The following is a 21,449-nucleotide window of genomic DNA, read 5'->3' as shown; positions in this document are numbered from 1 at the left end:
GACGAGGGCTTCCCGTCTCCTCCCGGCCCGCGTTCGCCGACCAGGCCGAACCGGCGGAACCGCCCCGCCACATTCGCCATTTCGCCGGTCGGCTCCGCCGCTCCGCACTAGCCTCCTGCCATGAGTAGAGGCGCGTCCCTCCTGCGAATCACCGTCGCGTACGTCATCGCCGTCGCCGCCGGTCTGGCATGGCTGGTGTGGGGTCCGGATACCGGGAGACTCTGGCTTGACGGACTGATCGCCGACCTCGTCGCGACGCTGGTGATTTTCGCGGCCAGCCGCGTCTTCGGGAACTCCAGCACCTACGACGCCTACTGGTCGGTCATCCCGCCGCTGCTGGCGTTCTACTGGTGGGTCGCCGCCGACGCCGGCGTGAACGACGTCCGCTGGTGGCTCATGATGGCCGTGCTGGTGGCGTGGGCGATCCGCCTCACCGCCAACTGGGTCCGCACCTTCCCCGGGATGCATCACGAGGACTGGCGCTACCCGCTGGTCCGCGAGCGGGCCGGGAGGTTCGGGCTCATCGCCGACCTCATGGGCATCCACGTCTTCCCGACCCTCGTGGTGTTCGCCGGCCTCATCCCCGTCTACGTGGTGGCCACGCGCGCGGGGCAGCCGCTCGGCTGGCTGGACTTCGTGGCGTTCGCCGTCGGCATCGCCGCACTGGCCCTGGAGACGGTCGCCGATCTGCAGATGCACCGCTTCCTCGCCACCCGCACGCCGGGCCAGGTCATGCAGACCGGGGTGTGGTCGTGGTCGCGGCACCCCAACTACGTGGGCGAGTGCGGCATCTGGCTGTCGATGGCCCTGTTCGGTCTGGCCGCGTGGCCCAGCGCGTGGTGGGTGTTCGTCGGCGCCGCCGCGATGCTCGCCATGTTCCTGGGCGTGAGCATCCCGATGATGGAACGCCGCAGCCTCGAACGCCGCCCCGAGTACGGCGACGTCGTGCAGCGCGTGTCCCGGTTCCTCCCGCGGCCGCCCGGGAAGGGCGCGTCCCGCCCGCGGCCGCCCCGGGACAGCGCACCCCGCGCGTCCCGCGCGTGACCCGACCCCGCGTCGTCATCGTCGGCCTGGGCGACACGGGCGTCCTCACCGCCATCGCGCTGCGCCGGTACGCCGACGTCGTGGGCATCACCGCCACACCCGAGTTCGTCAGCGGCCAGGAGCTCGGCCTGCGCCTGGCCCGGCCGGAGGCGTGGGCGCGGGACTATCGCATCGCCTACCGCCGATTCCGCGGCCTCGACCGCACGCGCATCGTGCACGGCACCGCGACCGGCCTGGACACCCGCGAGCGGCTCGTGCGCGTGACCCTCGCGGACGGCACAGGGGGTGACAATACAGCGGGCGACAGCACAGTGTCCGAGGAACCGTACGACGTCGTCGTCGTCGCCACCGGGGTGACCAACGGCTTCTGGCGCCACCCCGCGCTGCGGGATGCGGCGGGCGTCGACGCCGAGCTCGCCTCGCCGCACCGGCGACTCGCGTCGGCGCGCTCGGTGGCGGTGATCGGCGGAGGCGCGGCGGCGGTGAGCGCGGCCGCACAGGTGGCCGAGCGGTGGCCGGCCACGGCGGTGGACCTCTACTTCCCCGGCGGGCGCGCGCTCCCTCATCACCACCACCGCGTCTGGCAGCGCGTGCGGTCCCGCCTCGAGCGCCTCGGCGTGGGCCTGCACCCCGGGCACCGCGCGGACCTGCCGCCCGGCCACGACACCCGCCACCTCACCGGCGGGCCCGTCACCTGGACCACGGGGCAGCCGCCCGCCGACGCCGAGGCGGTGATCTGGGCGATCGGCAGCGTCACGCCCAACACCGCGTGGCTTCCGGACGGGATGCTCGACGACCGCGGATTCGTCGCGGTGGAGCCGTCGCTGCAGGTCACGGGTCACCCAGGCGTGTTCGCGGTCGGGGATGTCGCGGCCACCGACCCGCTGCGCACCTCCGCCCGCAACCGCGGACACGTCCTGCTCGCGCGCAACATCCGGGCGCATCTCGCGGGCCGACCGCTTCGCGCCTACCGCCGGCCGCCACGCCGATGGGGTTCGGTGCTCGGTCCGCTCCGCGACGGCCTGATCGTGTTCGCGCCCACCGGCCACGGCATCCGAACGCCGGCGTGGGCCGCCGACATCGTGTTGCAGCGCCTCATCACCCGCCAGGGGATCTACGGCGGGGTGCGGCGCCGGCCGCGATAACCCGCTCGCAGTGATCGCGCCCGCGGCGATTCGTGTACACACGGGCTATGACATCTACGCCCCCGCCGGACCCGGATCCCAGCGACTCCCCCGACCTCGACGCGGGCGGCTCCCCGGTGGGCCCCATGACGCCGGACTCGGATTCCACCTCGCTCGCCTCCGACAGCGCACGCACCGGGCAGAGCCCGACCAAGTCGAACTCGCGGGTCGGCATCGTGGTGCTGCTGGCGATCGTCGTCCTGGTGGTGCTGGTGCTGGTCCTGGGGCTCGTCGGGAGGGTGTTCGGACTGGGGTGACGACGACGAGGGCCGCAGCAGAGTCCGTTCCTGCCGCGGCCCTCGTCGCGTGTGGGGTCAGCTCCCGGCGACTGCGCCGATCAGCTTGCCGACGTCGATGTTGTTGATGAGGTCGGCGGAGAACACGGCCGGGTCGGCGCCGATGTCGCCCAGCGCGCTCGAGCCGGAGGTCAGCGATCCCAGGCCCAGTCCCTCGAGGCTGCCGGTGACGGACTCGGCGGGGTTGGGCTCGCGGATCGTCACGCAGGTGTTGATGGGGTTGGCGACCTTGCGGCCGCTGGCCAGGACGAGGGTCGTGGCGGCGCCGGTGTTGAGCACGTCGCCGGGGGTGGCGTCGTCGGGCACGCGGTAGGTGGTCTCGAGGGTGGCCTTGGCGTTGCCGGCGGTGGTCCACCCGGCTCCGGAGTGGTGGACCGAGTTGGTGGCGGAATCGTGGGTCACGTCGTCGGTGACCGTCGACCAGGTCTGGCCGCCGACCACGAACCAGACGCTCTCCCGCGCCCGGACCAGCTCGAACCCGGCCGGGTGGAAGTCGTCGATCCGGCTGACCAGGGCCCCGGCGCCGCTGACGGTGGTACGGAACGTCACGGTCCCGCCGGGGGCGGCGGTGCCGTCGCCCACGACCTCCTTGGTGAGGTGGTAGTCGGTCCACAGGGTGGACGCATCGCTGAAGGTCACGGTCTGCGAGGTCGCGCACTCGGCGGTGGCGGCGGGTTCCGCACCGGCGACGCCGGCGCCGGTGCCCGCGGCGAGTCCGGAGGCGACGATCAGCGCGGCCGCGCCTGTGGCGATGGATCGGAGGGTCCGTGACGTCATCGGTGTCCTGTCGGTCATGGCGAGGGCCGCTGGGGCCGCTCGATGGTGAGTAGATGGTCGCCGGAGGGTCGATTCGCGCCTGTCGGCGCCCTGCCGGCGCTCCTGATAGTAGGTCGGATCCATGCGTTCTGGACAGTTGTCCTTGTTCTTGACGGTGTGAACCTCGGGCGACGACGACGAGCTCCTCCCCTCCCCCGGGCCCCGCACCGTCGGGGAGTGCCGAACCTTTGGGACGGCCCCTCTGGACAGCCGGGGGATACTTGTGACGGGCGTCACTCGTCCGGTGCGTCCTCCGGCGGTTCAGCGAGGAGCGCAGTCATGAAGGCGGTCGTGTTCGAGGGTTTCAAGACCTTCCCCGTACTCAAGGATGTCGACCGGCCCTCCCCCGGCCCCGGCGAGGTCCTGCTCAAGGTGGCCGGCTCGGGCGCCTGCCACTCCGACGTGGGCCTGTTCCACGACTATCCCGGCGACCCCACGGGCTTTCTCACCCCGCCGTTCACCCTCGGCCACGAGGTCTCGGGCTGGATCGAGGAACTGGGCCCGGGCGTCACCGGATTCGAAAAGGGCGAGGCCTACCTGGTCTACGGCCCCATCGGCTGCGGCCGGTGCACGCCGTGCTCGCGCGGACAGGACACGTACTGCGAGGACGTGCCGTCGGTCGGCTACCTGGCCACCGGCCTGGGCCGCGACGGCGGCATGGCCGAGTACATGACCACCTACGCCCGCAACCTCGTCCCCCTCGGCGATGCCGACCCCGTCGCCGCGGCCCCGCTCGCCGACGCCGGCCTGACCCCGTACCACGCCATCAAGCGGGCGATGCCCCACCTGACCACGCCCGGGGCGACCGCACTGTGCATCGGCCTGGGCGGTTTGGGCCTGGTCGGGGTGCAGATCATCAAGGCCCTCACCGGGGCCACCGTCTACGCCACCGACACCAAGCCCGGCGCGATCGCCGCCGCGGAGGCCGATGGCGCGATCGGCATCCCGACCGAGGGCGCCGCCGAGAAGATCAGGGAGCTCACCGGCGGACGCGGCGTCACAGCGGTGTTCGACTTCGTCGGTGCCACGCCGACCCTCGAGCTCGCCGCGGCGTGCGTGGCCCAGCAGGGCTCGCTGACGGTGGTGGGCCTGGCCGGAGACGACTTCGCCTGGAACGCCTTCCGGGTGCCCTACGAGGTCAACTTCTCCTCCACGTACTGGGGCACGCTCGAGGACCTTCACGAGGTGGTGGAGCTGTACCGGGCGGGCACGATCTCCCCGGAAGTCCACGTGTATCCGCTCGCGGAGGCGCTGGAGATGTACCAGCAGCTCGTCGACGGTCAGATCAGTGGGCGGGCGGTGGTCGCGCCACACGGGGCATGACCCGGCGGGCGACACCGCGCACCGCCCGCCCCATTCTGAGAGGTGATCGCCAGAGCCGAGCCCGCCGCCGCGTCAGAGGAGCCAGTCCCGGGTCGCGCACTGCCCGTGACTGTCGGACCCGGCGGACAGGACGGTCCCGTCAGCGCGGAGTCCGAGACTGTGTTCGGACCCGGCGGCCACAGCGACGACGTCTCGCCAGGACGACACCTCGCACTGGCCGCGACTGTTGTTGCCCGCGGCCCGGACTCGTCCGCGGGAGTCGACGCCGAGGGTGTGCCCGCCGCCGGCCGCCACCCCGATCATGTCTCGCCACCGCGCCGAGTCGGCGAGTCCGCCGCCCACGTCGCCGACGGTGACCACCCGCCCGTCGTCGGTGACGGCGACGGTGTGCAGGTAGCCGGCGGCGATGCCGCGGATGCGCCGCCACCCGTCGACCTCGCACTGCCCCCGTCGGCTGTTGCCGGTGGCGGTCACCGTGCCGTCCGCGCGGAGCCCGACCGAGTGCCAGTCACCGGCGGCGACGGCGACGATGTCCCGCCATCCGCCGACCTCGCACGCGCCGTCGTCCGGGCGCCCGGCCGCGGTGACGGTTCCGTCAGTCAGGGCGGCGAGCGTGCGGCGCCACCCGGCCGCGATCGACGCGACGCCGGTCCACGTGTCGATGTCGCATTGTCCGTCGTCGTTCCATCCGGTGGCTACCGCGGTGCCGTCTGCGTGAAGGGCGACGGTGTGGGAGCGGCCGGTGTTGCGGGCGGCGTGGACGTTGCCCGCCGCCACGGCGATCACCCCGCGCCACTGCCCCACCGCGCATTCCGGCGCACCGGTCGGTCCCGTGGCGACCACCGTGCCGTCTCGACGGACTCCCACGGAGTGCCGGCGGCCCGCCGCGAAGACGGCGCGGTGGACCGACGCGGAGGTCATGGGCTCAACCTACCCACGCCGGCCTCCGCAGAGCTGCAGCTAGCGGTTGTCCCGCTCGCAGGCGATCCCGTCGCCGTCGCCGTCCATCGACGGGTCGTAGTACTCGCTGCCGCGGTGGATGGGGGCCACTCCGAGGTCCCACGCCTCGCGGCACCCCGAGAGCCGCCGGACCGGCGTGGTAGCGGGCGCGGTCACGGGCGCGGTCTGGACCGGGGCCGGCACGAACTGCGGCGCCCAGACCAGCGGGAACGGCAGGAGCGGCAGGGTGGCCGCGTCGAATCCCGTCGGGACCGGCACGACGATCGGTGCGATGTCCGGCACGGCGATGACCCCCGATCCGACGGGGATCTCGGCAGCGACGGCGAAAGGGGCGGCGCCGAGAGCGACGAGAGTCGCCAGGCCGAGAGCAGTGAGGGAACGACGGATCATGGTGAGAACCTCGAGGGGAAGGCCACCGCAGTGGCGCGGAAAAGTGAGCTCAGATTAACCGGGGAATGTTCACGTCGTTGATCGTTTCGCGCTCATGAACCCCCAACCCCGGACGTCTTCCACCCCACGACGCGCAACCCTCACACGACCCTCGTCTCGGGATGCGACTGCGAGAGCTCGTAGGTCTTGACGATCCAGAACGTCGCGAACGCGTAGAGCGCGGCGGTCTCGACCAGAAACAGCCACAGCGTCGAGTCCATCAGCCAGGCGATGAGGAGGGCGAGGGCCGGGAAGAGCAGGACCAGCACGATCAGGATCCGATAGCCCGTACGGTAGCTGCGCTGCAGCTCCGCGTTCGGGATGGACCCGATGGTCTCCTGCCCGTAGAAGAAGATCGACAGTGCCGCCAGGACGAAGAAGGACGCTGCGGCCACCGCGTGGATGACGCTCACCGCGTTGAGCCTGGGCATCGCCGGGTCCTCGGTCGGGAACAGCGCGACGACGATCGCGAGCGTGCCGGCGGCGTTGAGCAGCCAGTTCTCGCCGCGCGTGTAACCGCGGTACGCCACCAGTGCGACCCCGATCGCGACCAGCGTGCCCACGAACAGCCCGCGGGCCGGCGTGTAATAGAAGGAGCTCAGCGAGTCCGCCATCGGCATCTCGGAGTCGACCACAACCCAGGCCAGGAGCGCGGGCGGCAGGGCGACCGCGCCGCCCGCGATCACCATCCGCAGGACGAAGTACGTCTCGACGATGTACGCCGCCGGGGCGGCGCAGAAATGCGCCCGATCGCCCTGCGGTTCCCGATCACTCTCTGACTGCTGCATGTCCACACCTCGAATCCGCCCCGGTGTCAGCCTCGCAGTCGGGTGCCCGTCTTGGTGTAGATCCGGTTGAGGTGGCCCTCGACAGTCCGCTTGGACAGGTGGAGCTCGGCGGCGATCTCGGCGTTGCTCAGCCCCTGCCCCACGAGGTCGGCGATCTGGGATTCGCGGCGCGTCAGCGAGACACCGGACGGGACCGGGCCCGTGGGACCGCTGAGACGGGTGAGCCCGGCGAGGGGCCCGGCGAGCTCGGTGGTCGCGAGCAGCCGCTCGGCCTGGGAGTGGAGCTGCGATCCCGGCGTGGCCAGGTCACGGGCACGGTCGGCGGCCACCGCGGCCGTCATGTGCAGCCCGTACGTCCGGGCCCGCCGAGCCGCGTCCAGCAGCAGCCGGGGATTCCGGGCCACCATCGCCGCGGCCAGGTCGCGGAACAGCACCGGAACATCGCCGGTCACCTCCACCTCGGCCACGGCGCGGCAGATCTCGGCGTCGGCGGACAGGACGCCGGCCAGCGCAGCGCGGGTGGCGGCACCGAGGAGCCCCTCGTCGATCAGCGACAGGACGACCTCGCGGGCCTCGTCGGGGCGCCCGAGGCAGATGAGCACGCTCGCCTCGGCGCCGCGGATCTCCGGACCCACCGGCGAATTGGCGTACCCCGGGACGGCCCGCATCCGCTGGAGGTACTCCCCCGCCGCTGCCATCTGCCCCGACATCGCGGCGGCCAGGGCGTACAGGGACAGCGCACGCGACAGGAAGTCCTCGGGGCCGTCCACCTCGACGATGGCAACGGCGTCGGAAGCCGCGCTCACCGCGGACGGGAGGTCACCGGCGGCGAGGGCGATCTCGGCGTCGACCACACGGCGCACGCCGTGGTCGACGCGCACGGAGTCGTCCTGCTCCACGGCGATGACGGGCGCGAGCTCGGTGAGCAGTGCGGTGATCCCGAAGCCGTGCAGCATCACCGACACCAGCGCCGCCAGGTACTCCTCGGACGCCCACGCGTGGCGGCCCATCGAACGGGACCGTCGGGCCTGGCGCCGGATGACCGCCAGCGCGGCATCGGACTGTCCCATGGCGTCCAGTGCGAGGGCGTGGATCGACTCGAGGCGCCGCGCCCACTCGACCGGCAGCTCGGAGGGGAGGTCGGCGTAGGCGCGGGCCGCCTCGCGGTAGCGGCCCGAGTAGCTCAGGTGCACCACGGTCAGCGCGTCGAGCACCGCATGCCCGGGGTGACCGGCGGGCAGCCACTCGTGCGCTGCGTCGATCAGCGGCAGCGCCTGCTCGGGGCCGCGGTCGCGGTAGTGCGCGAGGTCGGCGCGCGCCGTGACGTTCTCGATCAGCACCCGGGTGTAGTCGGCCGCGCCGGGATCGTCGCGGAGGCACATCATTGACCGGTTGAACATCGCGGCGGCCTCGGGCAGCCGGTCGAGCAGGCGCAGGCACGAGCCCGCGATGAGGGCCAGCTCCGCCTGCTGCAGCGACGTGGTGGTGAGCGAGATGCGCTGGGCGGCGTCGTGGATCTCCAGTCCGGTGCGGTAGTCGTGACCGTCGAGGGCGGCGCGGGCGGCGACCAGCACGCATCCCGCGTCCATGGGGTGGGCGTTGGTCAGCGCCCACAGCACGATCCTCGGATCCGGACGGGGCCGGCCTTCGCCCGCCCGGTCGAGGACGGCCTGGTAGACCTCGCGACGCTGCCGGTGATCGGCACCGCCCCGCAGTGCGGCGGCCAGGACGGGCGGCTGGACGGAGAGCATCTCGACGCCGTCCTCGTGCCGCTCGAGCAGCAGCCCCCGGCCGAGCAGGTCGCCCACCACGTCGTCGCCGTGCAGGTCCACCAGATCGGTGAGCGGGATCCGGCGGGCGAGCGCGGCGGTGGTCAGCGGGCCGGTGTCGGCGGCGGCGCCCGGCGGATCGATCCACCGGTGCGGGTCGACGGCCACGCCGGCGATCGCGGTGGCGGGATCCTCGACCAACTCCAGCCGATCGCGGGTGCGGCGGGTGAGTCGGCGGGCGGCCAGGTCGTCGTAGGTGGCGCGCAGCGCGGTGAGATTCCCGTGCGAGCACGCCCACAGGGCCTCGACCAGCCGCGCCGAGACCGGCATCCCGACGGCCGCCGAGACCACCGACTCCGATTCGCCGCGGGTGAGCGGACGCAGCGGCAGTCGCGTGGTGCGGACGCTCACCTCGTCGTCGTATCCGGGGGGCAGTGCCGCGCCCACCCTGGCCGATGCCACCAGGACCGCGCCGTCGGGGAGCGTGCGCGGTGCAGGCCGCCCGCGGCCGACGCCGGGGTCAGCGCCGGGGTCAGCGCCCGGGCCATCGACCCGAGTCGGCGCACCGACACGATCCAGGTCGTCCCACACCACCACGGGGACCCCCGCGGCGCGCAGACCTGCAGCGATGTCGGCCGCGCACCGGCTGGCGCCCACGCCCGGAGGCCCCACGACGAGCACGCCGCGCCGCGTCTCGACGCACAGCGCGGTCGCGCGCGCCACGGTGTCGGACCGCACCGCCGCACGGGTCGTGTTCCACGCGGGCACGTGACCCTCCTCGCTGCGCCGCAAAAAATCAGGTGTGCCGCACTCTATCGACACCTGTCTGTGCAGTTAGACGATATGCGCAGCTCAGTTCCTGTCATCCGAGAGGTATCCCTCATGTCCCGTCCGTCGTCCGTCACCATCGCGTCGTGGATCTGGCTGTTCTGCGGCCTTTTCACCACGCTCACCATCGCCGACGTGCTCTCGGCGACCAATCTGCTGGCGTTCGTCGTGGAGATCGGCGGCACCGCGGACGAGCTGTCCGCCGTCCCGGTGATCGGGTGGTTGGGCACGATCATCGCGACGGCGCTGGCAGCGGCGATGATCGCGCAGGTGGTGGCCGCGGTGAAGCTGCGCGACGGTGCGCGCTGGGCGCGGGTGCTGCTGACGATCGCGGCGGGCATCACGCTCGTGGCCGCCCTCTGGGACATCACCCTGTGGTCGGCGTGGGTGCTGCTGGCGGCCCACATGGTGGCGCTCGTCCTGGCGTACGGCGACTCCGCGACCGCGTTCCTCGAGGCCCGGACCCCCGACCGCGAGTGGGATCCGGTCGACGCATGACCCACGCCGCCGACTGGGCGCAGTTCGCCGGCCGCGCGCTGCCCACCTGGTACGACGACGTCAAACTGGGCATCTTCGTCCACTGGGGGCCGTACTCCGTCCCCCGGTGGGCGCCCCGCGCCGGAGACATCCAGCAGCTCATCCGCGACGGCGGCCCGCGCCGCATGCTGCGCGAGAACCCGTACTCCGAGTGGTACCTCAACACCATGCGGATCCCCGGCAGCCCCACCGCCGAGCACCACCGGAGCACCTACGGTCCCGACTGCGGTTACCGCCACTTCGCCGAGGAGTTCACCCGCGAGGCGGAGGACGCGGACGTCGACCAGATCGCCGAGCTCGCGGCCGCCGCGGGCGCCGGGTACGTGGTCCTCACCACCAAGCACCACGACGGCTACACACTGTGGCCCGCCGCCCACCCGCACCCCACGCTCGGCGCCCACGGCTCGGGCCGGGACCTGGTGGGCGCGCTCGACGAGGCCGTGCGGGCCCGCGGCATGCGCACCGGGCTGTACTACTCGGGCGGCTACGACTGGCCCTACAACGACGCAACCCTCACCGGCCCGGCGGACCTGCTGCTGGCCATGCCCGACGATCCCACCTACGTCCGCTACGTGGAGGGCCACGTCCGGGAGCTCATCGAGCGCTACCGGCCGGCGGTGCTGTGGAACGACATCGGCTGGCCTGCGTCGGCCGACCTGCCCGCGCTGTTCGCCGACTACTACGCGGCGGTGCCCGACGGCGTGGTCAACGACCGCTGGGCCCAGACCGACGTCAAGCGCGGCGGGGCCGCCGAGGCGCTGGTGCGCGGCCTGGGGTGCCTGGCGCAGCTGGCGTGGAAGCTGCTGCCGGAGGACAGTCGCGAGCTGTCCTTCCCGGCCTCGCCGCACCACGACGTCACCACGCCCGAGTACGCGCGACTCGAGACCATCGCCGACACCAAGTGGGAGACGGTCCGCGGCGTCGGGCACTCCTTTGCCGCCAACCGCAACGAGGACCCGGCCGACATCGTCACCGCCGGCGAACTGGTGCACATGCTGGTGGACGTGGTGAGCAAGAACGGCAACCTGCTCATCGGCGTGGGGCCCCTGCCCGACGGCTCCGTCCCCGACGAGCAGCAGGAGCCACTACGGGCGTTGGGCCGCTGGCTCCACGAGAACGGCAGCGCGATCCGCGGGAGCCGTCCGTGGGCCGTGCCGGCGGGCGTGGCGGGGGACGGCACCGAGGTGCGGTTCACCCGCACCGGCGACGACGTCAATGTCATCACCCTGGGCACGCCCACTTCGGCGGAACTGGTGCTGCCCGGCCTGGTCGCGGGGCCGGATGTGCGGGCGCTGCTGGTCTCGACGGGGCAGACGCTGGACGTCGATGACCGCGGCGACGGGGTGTGCGTGCGGTTACCCGGGCGCCTGCCGGTCTCACCGGCGCACGTGGTGCGGCTGAGTGGGGAGATCAGTGCGGGGAGGTCGGCGCGCGGACCTGAGGCGCTCCCCCGGTGAGCGTCGGGAAGGGGCGACGACGACGAGGCCTGCCGACTCAGCGCTGCGTTTCTACTGCTCGCACTTCGTCAGATCCGTCTCCTCCGTCGGCTTCCCCTCCGGAGTGAAGTGGGTGATCATCACCACCAGGTCCTCGGACCCCTCGTTGACGGTCTCGTGGACGTAGCGGGAGTCCTCGACGACCGAATCGCCGGCGCGGTAGACGTGGACGCCGCCGTGGTAGGTCTTGGCGTAGTGGGTGAGTTCGCCCTGTTCCACCACCACGAGCAGCTGCCCATGGTGGCAGTGCAGGCCGGTTCCGGACCCGGGCTCGAGGGTGATCCTGCGGTGCGTCACCTTCACCCCGTCGGCGCCGCCGTCCACGGCCAGTTCGATGGGCTCGCGCTGTCTGCCTTCGGCGATATCCAGGGCGCGGAACGTCTCCCGCTCCTCGGCAGGGGGTTCGGTCGCGTGCTGACCGCATGCGGCAACCGCCAGCACTATTGCTCCGACGGCGAGTGAGACACCGCCTCGGATCGATGGGCACGTCATGGCCATTCCCCCGCGTCCGCTCGGACGGTCTCGGTTCGACAAGCTGGGCACAAGGCTAATCCACATCGAGCCCCAGGTGAAGGAACGATCACGAAAGCGGCCGGGGCCGGCCGAACCCCCGCCTCAGCCCGTCCGCTGCCGACCGGCCAGCTTGTGCCGGTCGAGCTCGCTCATCCCGCCCCAGACGCCGTAGAGCTCGCCCGCCTCCATCGCGAACTGCCGGCAGGTCTCGAGCACGGCGCAGCCGGCGCAGATCGCCTTGGCCGCCTCCTCCTTGCGACGACGCACCCCCTTGGGCTCGTCTTCCGCGCTGTAGAAGAGGTCAGGGTCCCCGACGCACGCTCCGTCGTCCCTCCACGCCCAGTACTCCGATGTGGGTGTCAGATTCCTGAACCGTGGCACTCGTACTCTCCTGTCGCGAAGGGCGGAAGATCAACGACGAATTGTCTATCGGCGCCACCCGCGGGCGCTTCACCCCTAGGGGTGTAACTTCGCCGTGCCAGGTCAGCGGGCGTTGCTACGCTCTGCGGATGCCGATCAGGGTCACAGTGGTCGATGACTACCTCGTCGTCGTCGCCGGGGTGAACGCCTTCCTCGCGCCCTACTCTGACCGGATCGAGATGGTGGAGAAGGAGTTGGTCTCCAGCGGGTCTGCCGAGGTGGACGTGGCCCTGTACGACTCGTTCGCCTCATCCCTGGGCAAGGACGACCGCCTCGAGAACCTCCTGAAGGATCCGACCATCGGGGCGGTCGCTGTCTACTCGTTCACCTCGGACCCGGCCGCGGTGCGCGACAGCCTCGACGCGGGCGCCCACGGGTTCCTGTCCAAGTCCCTGACCGCTCCCGAGCTGGTGAGCGGCATCGAGCAGATCGCCGCCGGGGACCGCGTCACCCTGACGGGAACGGGCCCACCGATCATGGGTCCCGACAAGTGGCCCGCCAAGGACGCCGGCCTCTCACACCGTGAAGCCGAGGTGGTCAGCCTGATCGTGCAGGGGCTGTCCAATGACCAGATCGCCGAGCAGTGCTACCTCTCGCTCAACACGGTCAAGACCTACGTGCGTTCGGCCTACCGCAAGATGGACGTGACCACCCGGGCTCAGGCGGTCGCGTGGGGCATCGAGAACGGCCTTAAGCCCGACCGGTAGGCCGGGCGCGGGCAAGGCCACCACGTCGCCGTCCGCCCAGGGCAGCAGCAAGACCCACCATCCATCCGCCACTTGCGTTGTGACCGAGCCAGCCCGTGAACACGGACGTATCCGCTGTTCAGGCGCTCAGACTTCATGCGTTCGGGGGACGCGACGCGACTCCGCCGGTTCCTAGGCTTGCCGGACAACTCTTAGAGAGGAACTGCCGGTGAAGCTCAGAAGACCTTTGATCGCCGTGGCGATGTCTACGGCACTCGCGACATCCGGACTTGCGCCGATCGCGCACGCTCAAGTCGCTGACGATCTGCCAGAGAGGAGGGCGTCGGCACCCAGTGGCAATTCTCAGAAGATGTCGATGCTCGCTGCCCCGGACGAAGTGGATGTCCGTTCGGCGATCGATGCGCCTGACGGGGTGGATGTCTCCATCAACGCCGACCCGAACGGAATCGCGGTCACCGGTACCGGTTATGGCCCGATGCCCACGAAGGATGGATCGGCGCTGGTGTTGTCTACTGGCCGCGCCGCAGACGCGTTTCGGCCCGGCGCTATTCCGGACGAGTTCTCCAGCACGGAGCTGGTCGACGGACCTCGGGGCGCCTCGGGCAACGACCTCACCCAGGTCACTCTCGACTTCACGCCTCCCAGCGGTGCGAAGTGCGTGGCCCTCGACGCGATTTTCGCTAGTGAGGAGTACCCGGAGTACGTGGGGTCGCAGTTCAACGACGTGTTCACCGTCGAGACTGTGGAGAGCGACGTTCGATACAACCAATCTGACTTCTCTATCACCGCGCCCAATAACCAGGCCTTTGATTCAGAGGGGCGTCTCCTCTCGATCAATACGGTCTACGGAATCGCTCCCGCCTCCGTCGTGGATTTCGGGAGCACCACGATGGACGGTCTCACCGAACAGCTCACGGCGACCGCTCCCGTGGAAGTCGACGGCGCGGGCGCAATGCGCCTGATCGTCAGCGTGCAGGATATCGGCGACAACGTGTACGACTCGGTAGCCCTGGTGGACAACTTCCGATTCCTCTTCAACGATTCGTGCAGCTCCGGTGCGACTCCGGTCAAGGACTCCGACGGCGACGGTCTGCCGGATGAATGGGAGATCAACGGAATCGATGGCCTGGACCTGCCCGCCATGGGCGCGGATCCGTATCGGAAGGACCTCTTCGTTCAGGCGGACTGGATGGTCCGACCCGCCGTGCCCGGTGGGTGGTTTGGCTTCGGGGCGAAACCGGCGGTCTCTTTCAAGCCGGACACGGACGCGATGCGCAGGGTCATGAGGGCCTTCGATCAGGCGCCCACCCCCGCGGTCCCCCAGCCAGTTGGGGCCCCCGCGATCAAGCCCGGGATCTCTCTCCACATCGATTCGGGACCTGATTCATACCTCGACGGTGCTACCGAGACGAAGTGGGGCGGCCTATCGCGCGCCAGAAAGGTTGAGCACACGGAGCTCCTTGGTTCCGAGGCTGCACCGACGTCATTGATCGATGACTTCAACAACCGCGCGCAGTTGGATGACGCCCGCTCCAAAGTCTTCAGGCACGCGTTGTTCGCGGACAGGTACCTCTACGACGGCGGTAAGAACTCGAGCGGCATCGCTTTCGAGAGCTTCGCATCCTCGTCGTATACCGGAACGAAGTTCATCGTCGCCAAAGGCTCGGATGCCATCACCAATCGGCAGTCCGAAGCCGGCACCTTCATGCACGAACTCGGCCACATCCTGGGTCTCGGTCATGGCGGAGGAGATCACACCAATTACAAGCCCAACTACGCGAGCGCAATGAATTACGCCTTCCAACTCGGCGGCATTCGGGGACCGCAGAAGTTGGATTTCTCGCGGGAAGTCGCGACGACCCTGGACGAGACATCTCTCTCCGAGCAGGATGGGGTCACCGGAACCACCCAGATGACCCAAACCTTCCGGTACTGCCTAAATCCGCTCATGCGTTGGGTAGATATAGGCGAGATTGACTGGAACTGCAATCTTTTCATCGATGGGGGCCGAGTCGAGGCAGACATCAACCGCAAGGACGTCGGGGCGGATGTCGAGCTGACGCAGCTGCACGGGTGGGACGACTGGGCGAACATCCGTTGGGATGGCTACGGTATCGGCGGTCAGGGTGCCGACGAGCCGTTCGAGGCCGCAGCGCCCACCGAGGAACTCGACTTCGACACTGCTGCCGACCTCGACATCCTGGCTGCACCCGGTTCGACCTCGGTGTCACTGGTCGGCCCGGGAACGCTCCTGACGGGTGTCGCCGGACAGGAGCTGCACGTTGACGTCCTCAACCCGAGTTCCGAGGAGGTCACCACGGAGGTTTCCCTTGCGATGCCCGGACTGGACTTCACCCACACCCTGCCTGTGACCGTTCCAGCCATGGTTGATGGGCAGCCAGGCCGCACCCGCATCGTGATAGACGCGCCGGCAAGCACCACACCAGGACTGGAGACTGGCTTCGTCAGCACCCCGGGTGAACTCGGTGTTGTCACCGAGTTCGAGGTCGAGTACCTCGAACTCACCGAGGAGCAACAGGCGGAACTTCGCAACTACCTCGAAGCTGGAAACGGACCGGAACTCGACCCGCAGGTACGCGCCTCCATTATCGATGCCCTCAGTGATGACGTTCCGGTTGACCCAGTTGATCCAGTCACCCCGTCCTTCGGGAGCCTCGGAAGTCTGACCGACATGTTCGACTCCTGATCCAATCGAAGTAGGGGCGGCCCGGCGAGCTCCCAGCTCGCCGGGCCGTCGAACGACATCGGTCTTTCGATCACGAGTATCAGCGTCTCACCTGCTGCTCACCGGAATCAGATGCCGCAAACCCGCACCGGGGATCAGCTCCGGCCACGCCGATCGAGCGGCACCACGGTGGGCGTTCCCGTCACCGGGTCGGCGGCGATCAGGCACGGGAGCCCGAAAACCTGCTCCACCAGCTCGGCGGTGAGGACCTCGGCCGGGGCGCCGGTGGCCACCACGCGGCCGTCCTTCATCACGACCAGGTGCGTCGCGTAGCGGGCGGCCTGGTTGAGATCGTGGAGCACGGCGATCACCGCGCGACCGCTCTCGTGCTGGTCTCGGAGCAGGTCCAGCACGTCGTATTGGTGCGCGATGTCGAGGTAGGTGGTGGGCTCGTCCAGCAGGAGGATGGGGGTCTCCTGGGCGAGCAGCATGGCGATCCACACGCGCTGGCGCTGGCCACCGGAGAGCTCGTCGACGAACCGGGTCGCCAGATCGGACACCCCGGTGGAGGCCATCGCGGCGGTCACGGCGGTGTCGTCGGCGCGGCTCCACTGGCGTAGTGGGCTGTGGTGCGGGTGCCGGCCACGCGCCACCAGGTCGTCGACCCGGATCCCCTCCGGAATGACGGCGCCCTGCGGCAGGAGCCCGATCCGGCGCGCGACCTCCTTGGTGCGCAGCCGGTGCAGGTCGTGCCCGTCGAGCAGGATCCGTCCCTCGCCGGGGGCGATCACGCGCGCCAGCGCCTTGAGCAGCGTGGACTTGCCGCAGGCGTTGGGGCCCACGATCACCGTGAACGCGTCCTCGGGCAGTTCCAGGTCGAGGTCGGTGGCCACGACCCGGCGTTCGTACGCGAGCCGGGCCCCCTCCACCGTGAGCCCGCGCCCGCGCCCGCGCTCGAGCTGGGCGCCGGCGCGGGCATCACGGTCGAGGGAGGTGGGGCGCATCAGCCCAGGATCTCCTGGACGTCGTCGAGGATCTCGCCGGCGCCCAGGACGCCGATGCCGACCATCCAGGTCTCGTCCTCGACCTCGTAGGTCTGGCCGGACTTCGCGGCGGGCAGGTCGCCCCACAGTCCGGTCACGGTCGCCATGGTCGTGGCCGTGGGGTCGCCGCCGGGGTTGGTGAAGAACACGATGTCGCCGGTGATCTGCTCGTACAGCTCCGGGGAGAGCTCGGCCATGGAGTACTCGTTCCACTCGCGCTCGCCCAGGTCGAAGCCCATCTGGGTCAGGATCGAGCCGGAGAACGTCTCGGGGCCGTAGAGGCGGAAGTTGTCCGGGCGGAACCGGACGATCGACAGGGTGGTGCCCTCGGCGCCCACCTGCTCGCCGACCTCGGCGATGCGGGTGTCGAGGTCGGCGATGAGCTGCTCCATCTCCTCGTCCTCACCCACGGCGGCGGCGGTGATCCGCGCCTGCTCCTGCCAGTCGGTGCCGGAGTTCTCGGAGTACACGGTGGGGGCGATGCCGGAGAGCTCGTCGTAGATGGCCTCATGCCGGACCTTGGCGCCGATGATGAGGTCGGGGGCCAGCGCGGCGATCGCGTCGATATCGGGCTCGGAGGTCAGGCCCACGATCTCGGCGTCCACGTCCCCGAGGTACGGCGGGGCGCCGGTGCCGGCGCCGGACTCGGTGATCCCGACGGGGGTGTGGCCGAGCGCGACGAGCGCGTCGAGGTGCGGGGAGTCGAGGACGACGACCCTCTCGGGCGTCCCGTCGATCACGGTCTCGCCCATCGCGTGGGTGACGGTGTAGGCGTCGTCCGAGGATGCCTCGGCGGTGTCGCTGCTGCCGGAGCACGCGGACAGGGCCACCGCGGAGGCGAGGGCCATGGCGATCAGGGCGGGCACCGAGCGGCGCCGTCGGGAGATTCTGGTCATGACTACAGATCAAACCACACAGGCAAGGCTCACCTAACTATGAGTCTGGTCTAGGGTTCCACCGTGGTCTCAACACGTCTCCCCGACCCCACCGGCGCCCGGCAGCCCCGCCGCGGGGCCGGGTTGGTCCCCGGGCTGATCGTGGCCGTGCTGGCCCTGGCGGCCGCGGTCGTGGCCAGCCTCGCGATCGGCGCCCGCCCGATCCCGCCCGCCGAGGTGGTGGGCGCCCTACTCGGCCAGGGCACGCAGAGCGTGGTGGGGATCGTCGGCGAACTGCGGGCCAACCGGACCGTCCTCGGGCTCGTGTGTGGGGCGGCGCTCGGGGCGTCCGGGGCACTCATGCAGGCCGTGACCCGCAATCCGATCGCCGATCCGGGGATCCTCGGCGTCAACGCCGGCGCCGCGCTGGGTGTGGTCGCCGGCGCGACGCTCACCGGGGGTCTGGGCCTGGCCTCCACGGTGTGGTTCGCCCTGGCCGGCGCGGGGGTGGCGTCCGCGATCATCCTGCTGCTCAGCACCTCGGCGCTCGCGGCGTCCTCCCCTGTTCGGCTCACCCTGGCCGGCGTCGCGCTGGCAGCGGTGCTGTCCGGTCTCAGCCAAACGTTCGTCGTGCTGGACGAGACGGTCCTCCAGGCGTACAGCTTCTGGCAGGTCGGGTCGCTCACCGCGCGGTCGATCGACGAGGTCACCGGCGTGATCCCGCTCGTCGTGGCCGGCGCGGTGATCGCCCTGCTGCTCCTGCGCGGCCTGGACGCGCTCGCCCTGGGCGACGACTCCGCCGTCGCGCTGGGAGTGCGCCCCGGGTGGGTGCGGGTCTGGTCGCTCGTCGCCGTCGCACTGCTCGCGGGGACCGCCACCGCGTTGGCCGGGCCCGTCAGCTTCGTCGGCCTGGTGGTGCCCCACCTCGTCCGTGGCCTCGTCGGCCCGAGCCTCATCCGGGTCGTCCCGCTGTCCATGGTGGTGGCGCCCGCGCTGTTGCTGGCGGCCGACGTGATCGGCCGGGTGATCGCGGGCGGGTCCGAGACCCCGGCGGGAGTGGTCATGGCGTTCATCGGCGCGCCGCTGCTGGTGGCGTACCTGGCCGCGGGCCGACGGGTGGGTGTCGCATGACGCCGACCGCCGGCACAGCGCTGCCCGGCGACGAGCGGCTCCTCACCGCAGGCGGCTTCTCCGTCCGGCTGCACCGGCGCACCGCCTGGGTGACCGCGGCCCTCGCCGTCGTCGTCGTCATACTCGTGGCCGCCTCGCTGGTGATCGGCGAGTTCATCATCTCGGTCCCCGACGCGGTGGCGACCCTGCTCGGCGACGCACCCGACCGCACCACCAACTTCTTCATCCACGAACGCCGCCTGCCCCGGGCGCTGGTCGCGCTGGCGGTGGGCGCGGCTCTGGCGACGTCGGGCGCGCTGTTCTGCGCGCTCACCCGCAATCCGCTGGCCAGCCCGGACATCATCGGCATCACCCAGGGCGCGTCGGCGGGCGGGGCGACGGTGATCCTCGTGCTGGGCGGCGGGATCGCGCAGGTCGCCACGGGCGCACTCGCGGGCGCGGCGCTCACCACCGGGTTCATCCTGGCCCTGACGTGGTGGCGCGGGCTCAGCGGCGCCCGCCTGGTCCTGCTCGGCGTGGCCCTAGGCGCCCTGGCGATGGCGTACGTGGCGCACCTGCTCTCCCGCGGCTTCGTGGCGAGCGCGGTCACCGCCCAGATCTGGCTCACCGGCTCACTGCAGGGTCGCGGCTGGTCCGAGCTCTGGCCGCTGGCGTGGGTGCTGCTCGTGGCGTCGGTGGTCATCGCGAGTCGGTCCCGGGCCATGCGCGCGCTCGCGCTGGGCGACGACGTCGCGGTGGCCCTGGGCGTGCGACTGCGGAGCACGCGGTTGGTCCTGTTGACGGCGGCCACCGTCCTCGCCGGAGCGGCGGTGGCGACGGCCGGGCCGATCTCGTTCGTGGCGCTGGTGGCTCCGCACCTGTCGCGGCTTCTCACCCGCAGCGACCGGGTCCTTCCGGCGGCACTGCTGGGCGGGGTGCTGCTCCTGGCCTCCGACCTCGTTGCGCAGCACGCGTTCGCCCTGCCGATTCCGGTGGGCGTCGTGACGGTGGTGCTCGGCGGGGCCTTCTTCCTGGGCCTGTTGTGGCGGGAGGGTCGCCGTGGCTGACCAGGCCGGCATGTCCGAAAAGGCCGACCGGCGCCCGTCCGCCCGCGAGGCCCGTCGCCCGCGCAACCCCCACCGCGCGGAGACCTGGCAGCCGACCGTGCTGCGCCGGGTCCGGGTGCGCGCGGTCGAGTCCCTGGCGCCCGAGCTGGTGCGCGTCACGCTCGAGGGCGACGAGCTCGGGGAGTTCGCCACCGACGCCGGCGACGCCGTGCGTAGTCCGTTCTTCGACGACGTCGTGGTCTTCTGCCTGCCCGATCCCGTGACGGGCGAGGTCACGCTCCCCGTTCCCACGCCGGGCGGCGGACTGGGTCACCCGCCGGGCGGCGCGGCACTGGTGCGGGAGTACACCGTGCGCTGTCTGCGCGGGGGCGCGATGTGCGTCGACATGGTCCGCCACGCCTCGGGCGCGGGGATGGGCTGGCTCGAGTCGGTCCGGCCGGGCGAGGAGGTGACGATCGTCGGCCCGCGTGTGAGCCGGGCCCTTCCCGCGGTGGACCGCATGCTCGCCGTCGGGGACGCCACCGCCCTGCCCGCGCTGGCCCGGCTGATCGAGGAGCGGCCGCCCACGATGGCGCTCGACGTGCTGGCCGCGGTGCCCGACCCGTCCGCGCTCCCCCGCACTGTCCTCCCCGCGCTCCCCCGCGCTGTCCTGCCAGCGGTGTACCCCGCCGACGCCGACCGCGTCCGGGTTCGGGTGGTGGCGGCCGCGCCGGGCTCGGCGTACGAGATCATCGACGCGCTGGCCGCGGCCGAGTTCCCCACCGGGTTCGCGTGGGTGGCCGGCGAGTCCGGGATGGTCACGGCCGTGCGCCGTCACCTCCTCGCTCGCGGCCAGGAGCCCGACCGCGTCCAGTTCACCGGATACTGGCGCCTCGGCGGGCCGCTGTAGCAGTCCGCCTGCCGAGAGTGCGCATGCCGATCTGATCCGGCAGCCGTCTTGAGCCGCGTAGGCGATGACAACCGCCGTGCGCGCCCGCAGTGTTAGAAATAGCGAACGGGACCGCTTCTGTTAGCTATTTCGAACGTTTACGATGTGTTTGATCCGCCGAACACCGGGAGCATCATGGCAACGCTCGCCGCCCAGGCCCGGACCGTTACCGACATCGCTACGTCGGTGAGGGACGCCCGTCTCGCCGCGGGGATGAGTCAGGCCGACCTCGCGGCGGCAGCCCCCCTCAATCGCTCGTGGGTGAGCCTCTTCGAGAGCGGACACACTTCCAACGCGTCACTGAGCAAAGTGCTCGCGATGATGGACGTTCTGGGCATCACGATCCGCCTGTCGTACACAGTTCCTGACTCAATGCCCCTCGTACTCGACTCAGCCCGTCGCCCACGGCGCTCGCCAGAAGAATCCGACACGGCCGATGCACCGGCGGGCGATGGCGAAGCCCTCACCGCCGCACATCCGGCTCCCCTCGCTGAAGGTGCCCGTGCAACTGCTCGCGCCATTCGGGAATCCCACCGTGCCCGCGCCATTGCTGATGACCTCGACCGGCGATCGTCCAATGCCTGACAAGGAATGTTCAGTGTCGGCAGGTTCTCGCCTGGTTCGGGTGAG

21 protein-coding genes are annotated in these 21,449 nt (G+C 70.9%); 12 read left to right on the top strand and 9 right to left on the bottom strand.

The annotated features are described in order from the left end of the window. Positions 1 to 120: 120 nt before the first annotated feature. From AC3DE3_RS16405 to AC3DE3_RS16395, 3 genes are read left to right on the top strand one after another with little or no spacing between them, the layout of a single operon-like run. A complete protein-coding gene (locus AC3DE3_RS16405; protein WP_488370711.1) occupies positions 121 to 1,044 on the top strand; it encodes a DUF1295 domain-containing protein in 924 nt (307 codons plus the stop codon). After that, on the top strand, positions 1,041 to 2,189 hold the full coding sequence (locus AC3DE3_RS16400; RefSeq protein ID WP_488370710.1) for an FAD-dependent oxidoreductase: 1,149 nt from the start codon (positions 1,041 to 1,043) through the stop codon (positions 2,187 to 2,189). Before AC3DE3_RS16405 ends, AC3DE3_RS16400 begins: the two co-directional genes overlap by 4 nt. A gap of 47 nt (positions 2,190 to 2,236) precedes the next feature. Further along, entirely contained in the window at positions 2,237 to 2,485 is a 249-nt protein-coding gene (locus tag AC3DE3_RS16395) for a DUF6480 family protein (RefSeq protein WP_488370709.1), read from the top strand. Positions 2,486 to 2,542: 57 nt separating this feature from the next. On the opposite strand, the gene AC3DE3_RS16390 is transcribed toward AC3DE3_RS16395, so the two are convergent. After that, positions 2,543 to 3,301, bottom strand: coding sequence for a hypothetical protein (locus AC3DE3_RS16390; RefSeq protein WP_488370708.1), 759 nt, complete (start codon positions 3,299 to 3,301; stop codon positions 2,543 to 2,545). Positions 3,302 to 3,619: 318 nt separating this feature from the next. Here AC3DE3_RS16390 and AC3DE3_RS16385 point away from each other — a divergent pair, with 318 nt between their 5' ends. Continuing rightward, the gene (locus AC3DE3_RS16385; RefSeq protein ID WP_488370707.1) at positions 3,620 to 4,663 is read left to right on the top strand and encodes an alcohol dehydrogenase catalytic domain-containing protein; all 1,044 of its coding nucleotides are present in this window, start codon (positions 3,620 to 3,622) and stop codon (positions 4,661 to 4,663) included. Between the two features lie 72 nt (positions 4,664 to 4,735). Here the strand turns inward: AC3DE3_RS16385 and AC3DE3_RS16380 are convergent, their stop codons facing one another. From AC3DE3_RS16380 to AC3DE3_RS16365, 4 genes are all read right to left on the bottom strand, one after another. Beyond that, positions 4,736 to 5,584 (bottom strand): RCC1 domain-containing protein, encoded by an 849-nt coding sequence (locus AC3DE3_RS16380; RefSeq protein ID WP_488370706.1) that lies wholly within the window; start codon positions 5,582 to 5,584, stop codon positions 4,736 to 4,738. A gap of 39 nt (positions 5,585 to 5,623) precedes the next feature. Beyond that, on the bottom strand, positions 5,624 to 6,013 hold the full coding sequence (locus AC3DE3_RS16375) for an excalibur calcium-binding domain-containing protein (protein WP_488370705.1): 390 nt from the start codon (positions 6,011 to 6,013) through the stop codon (positions 5,624 to 5,626). Between the two features lie 140 nt (positions 6,014 to 6,153). Further along, positions 6,154 to 6,840 carry a hypothetical protein gene (locus AC3DE3_RS16370; RefSeq protein ID WP_488370704.1) on the bottom strand — a complete coding sequence of 229 codons (687 nt, stop codon included), beginning with the start codon at positions 6,838 to 6,840 and terminating at the stop codon, positions 6,154 to 6,156. A gap of 26 nt (positions 6,841 to 6,866) precedes the next feature. Continuing rightward, the gene (locus AC3DE3_RS16365) at positions 6,867 to 9,377 is read right to left on the bottom strand and encodes a helix-turn-helix transcriptional regulator (RefSeq protein WP_488370703.1); all 2,511 of its coding nucleotides are present in this window, start codon (positions 9,375 to 9,377) and stop codon (positions 6,867 to 6,869) included. Between the two features lie 114 nt (positions 9,378 to 9,491). Between AC3DE3_RS16365 and AC3DE3_RS16360 the strand changes: the two genes are divergently transcribed. Beyond that, complete coding sequence (locus AC3DE3_RS16360) at positions 9,492 to 9,935, top strand: hypothetical protein (RefSeq protein WP_488370702.1); 444 nt, start codon at positions 9,492 to 9,494, stop codon at positions 9,933 to 9,935. Continuing rightward, positions 9,932 to 11,431, top strand: coding sequence for an alpha-L-fucosidase (locus AC3DE3_RS16355; RefSeq protein ID WP_488370700.1), 1,500 nt, complete (start codon positions 9,932 to 9,934; stop codon positions 11,429 to 11,431). Before AC3DE3_RS16360 ends, AC3DE3_RS16355 begins: the two co-directional genes overlap by 4 nt. Before the next feature lie 51 nt (positions 11,432 to 11,482). Here the strand turns inward: AC3DE3_RS16355 and AC3DE3_RS16350 are convergent, their stop codons facing one another. After that, positions 11,483 to 11,962: a cupin domain-containing protein gene (locus AC3DE3_RS16350; protein WP_488370699.1), complete on the bottom strand. Its 480-nt coding sequence runs from the start codon at positions 11,960 to 11,962 to the stop codon at positions 11,483 to 11,485. A gap of 123 nt (positions 11,963 to 12,085) precedes the next feature. Next, positions 12,086 to 12,364: a WhiB family transcriptional regulator gene (locus AC3DE3_RS16345; RefSeq protein WP_260488670.1), complete on the bottom strand. Its 279-nt coding sequence runs from the start codon at positions 12,362 to 12,364 to the stop codon at positions 12,086 to 12,088. 128 nt (positions 12,365 to 12,492) lie between these two features. Between AC3DE3_RS16345 and AC3DE3_RS16340 the strand changes: the two genes are divergently transcribed. Both AC3DE3_RS16340 and AC3DE3_RS16335 read left to right on the top strand, forming a co-directional pair. Next, complete coding sequence (locus AC3DE3_RS16340; protein ID WP_488370697.1) at positions 12,493 to 13,110, top strand: LuxR C-terminal-related transcriptional regulator; 618 nt, start codon at positions 12,493 to 12,495, stop codon at positions 13,108 to 13,110. 349 nt (positions 13,111 to 13,459) lie between these two features. After that, entirely contained in the window at positions 13,460 to 15,817 is a 2,358-nt protein-coding gene (locus AC3DE3_RS16335; protein ID WP_488370695.1) for a choice-of-anchor L domain-containing protein, read from the top strand. A 134-nt stretch (positions 15,818 to 15,951) separates the two neighbouring features. Here the strand turns inward: AC3DE3_RS16335 and AC3DE3_RS16330 are convergent, their stop codons facing one another. Further along, a complete protein-coding gene (locus AC3DE3_RS16330; protein WP_488370694.1) occupies positions 15,952 to 16,800 on the bottom strand; it encodes an ABC transporter ATP-binding protein in 849 nt (282 codons plus the stop codon). Continuing rightward, positions 16,800 to 17,735, bottom strand: a complete 936-nt coding sequence (locus AC3DE3_RS16325) for an ABC transporter substrate-binding protein (RefSeq protein WP_488370693.1) — start codon at positions 17,733 to 17,735, stop codon at positions 16,800 to 16,802. Before AC3DE3_RS16325 ends, AC3DE3_RS16330 begins: the two co-directional genes overlap by 1 nt. 63 nt (positions 17,736 to 17,798) lie before the next feature. Between AC3DE3_RS16325 and AC3DE3_RS16320 the strand changes: the two genes are divergently transcribed. The 4 genes from AC3DE3_RS16320 (at position 17,799) to AC3DE3_RS16305 (ending at position 21,404) form a co-directional block, all read left to right on the top strand. Then, on the top strand, positions 17,799 to 18,845 hold the full coding sequence (locus AC3DE3_RS16320) for a FecCD family ABC transporter permease (protein WP_488370692.1): 1,047 nt from the start codon (positions 17,799 to 17,801) through the stop codon (positions 18,843 to 18,845). Then, a complete protein-coding gene (locus AC3DE3_RS16315) occupies positions 18,842 to 19,891 on the top strand; it encodes a FecCD family ABC transporter permease (RefSeq protein ID WP_488370691.1) in 1,050 nt (349 codons plus the stop codon). The genes AC3DE3_RS16320 and AC3DE3_RS16315 overlap by 4 nt, the downstream gene beginning before the upstream one ends. Beyond that, positions 19,884 to 20,780: a siderophore-interacting protein gene (locus AC3DE3_RS16310; protein WP_488370690.1), complete on the top strand. Its 897-nt coding sequence runs from the start codon at positions 19,884 to 19,886 to the stop codon at positions 20,778 to 20,780. The genes AC3DE3_RS16315 and AC3DE3_RS16310 overlap by 8 nt, the downstream gene beginning before the upstream one ends. Positions 20,781 to 20,954: 174 nt before the next feature. Further along, positions 20,955 to 21,404, top strand: a complete 450-nt coding sequence (locus tag AC3DE3_RS16305) for a helix-turn-helix domain-containing protein (RefSeq protein WP_488370689.1) — start codon at positions 20,955 to 20,957, stop codon at positions 21,402 to 21,404. Positions 21,405 to 21,449: the final 45 nt, after the last annotated feature.

Source organism: Dietzia sp. IBK-p2-16D (assembly GCF_057773085.1).
This window is presented reverse-complemented; position numbering and strand designations above follow the sequence as displayed.

What these genes read in the sequence shown, in the direction of transcription:
- AC3DE3_RS16405 (WP_488370711.1), top strand. Translation starts at nt 121, where the DNA reads ATGAGTAGAGGCGCGTCCCTCCTGCGAATCACCGTCGCGTACGTCATC.
- AC3DE3_RS16395 (WP_488370709.1), top strand. Translation starts at nt 2,237, where the DNA reads ATGACATCTACGCCCCCGCCGGACCCGGATCCCAGCGACTCCCCCGAC.
- AC3DE3_RS16390 (WP_488370708.1), bottom strand. Translation starts at nt 3,301, where the DNA reads ATGACGTCACGGACCCTCCGATCCATCGCCACAGGCGCGGCCGCGCTG.
- AC3DE3_RS16385 (WP_488370707.1), top strand. Translation starts at nt 3,620, where the DNA reads ATGAAGGCGGTCGTGTTCGAGGGTTTCAAGACCTTCCCCGTACTCAAG.
- AC3DE3_RS16380 (WP_488370706.1), bottom strand. Translation starts at nt 5,584, where the DNA reads ATGACCTCCGCGTCGGTCCACCGCGCCGTCTTCGCGGCGGGCCGCCGG.
- AC3DE3_RS16375 (WP_488370705.1), bottom strand. Translation starts at nt 6,013, where the DNA reads ATGATCCGTCGTTCCCTCACTGCTCTCGGCCTGGCGACTCTCGTCGCT.
- AC3DE3_RS16370 (WP_488370704.1), bottom strand. Translation starts at nt 6,840, where the DNA reads ATGCAGCAGTCAGAGAGTGATCGGGAACCGCAGGGCGATCGGGCGCAT.
- AC3DE3_RS16360 (WP_488370702.1), top strand. Translation starts at nt 9,492, where the DNA reads ATGTCCCGTCCGTCGTCCGTCACCATCGCGTCGTGGATCTGGCTGTTC.
- AC3DE3_RS16355 (WP_488370700.1), top strand. Translation starts at nt 9,932, where the DNA reads ATGACCCACGCCGCCGACTGGGCGCAGTTCGCCGGCCGCGCGCTGCCC.
- AC3DE3_RS16350 (WP_488370699.1), bottom strand. Translation starts at nt 11,962, where the DNA reads ATGACGTGCCCATCGATCCGAGGCGGTGTCTCACTCGCCGTCGGAGCA.
- AC3DE3_RS16340 (WP_488370697.1), top strand. Translation starts at nt 12,493, where the DNA reads ATGCCGATCAGGGTCACAGTGGTCGATGACTACCTCGTCGTCGTCGCC.
- AC3DE3_RS16335 (WP_488370695.1), top strand. Translation starts at nt 13,460, where the DNA reads ATGTCGATGCTCGCTGCCCCGGACGAAGTGGATGTCCGTTCGGCGATC.
- AC3DE3_RS16330 (WP_488370694.1), bottom strand. Translation starts at nt 16,800, where the DNA reads ATGCGCCCCACCTCCCTCGACCGTGATGCCCGCGCCGGCGCCCAGCTC.
- AC3DE3_RS16325 (WP_488370693.1), bottom strand. Translation starts at nt 17,735, where the DNA reads ATGACCAGAATCTCCCGACGGCGCCGCTCGGTGCCCGCCCTGATCGCC.
- AC3DE3_RS16315 (WP_488370691.1), top strand. Translation starts at nt 18,842, where the DNA reads ATGACGCCGACCGCCGGCACAGCGCTGCCCGGCGACGAGCGGCTCCTC.
- AC3DE3_RS16305 (WP_488370689.1), top strand. Translation starts at nt 20,955, where the DNA reads ATGGCAACGCTCGCCGCCCAGGCCCGGACCGTTACCGACATCGCTACG.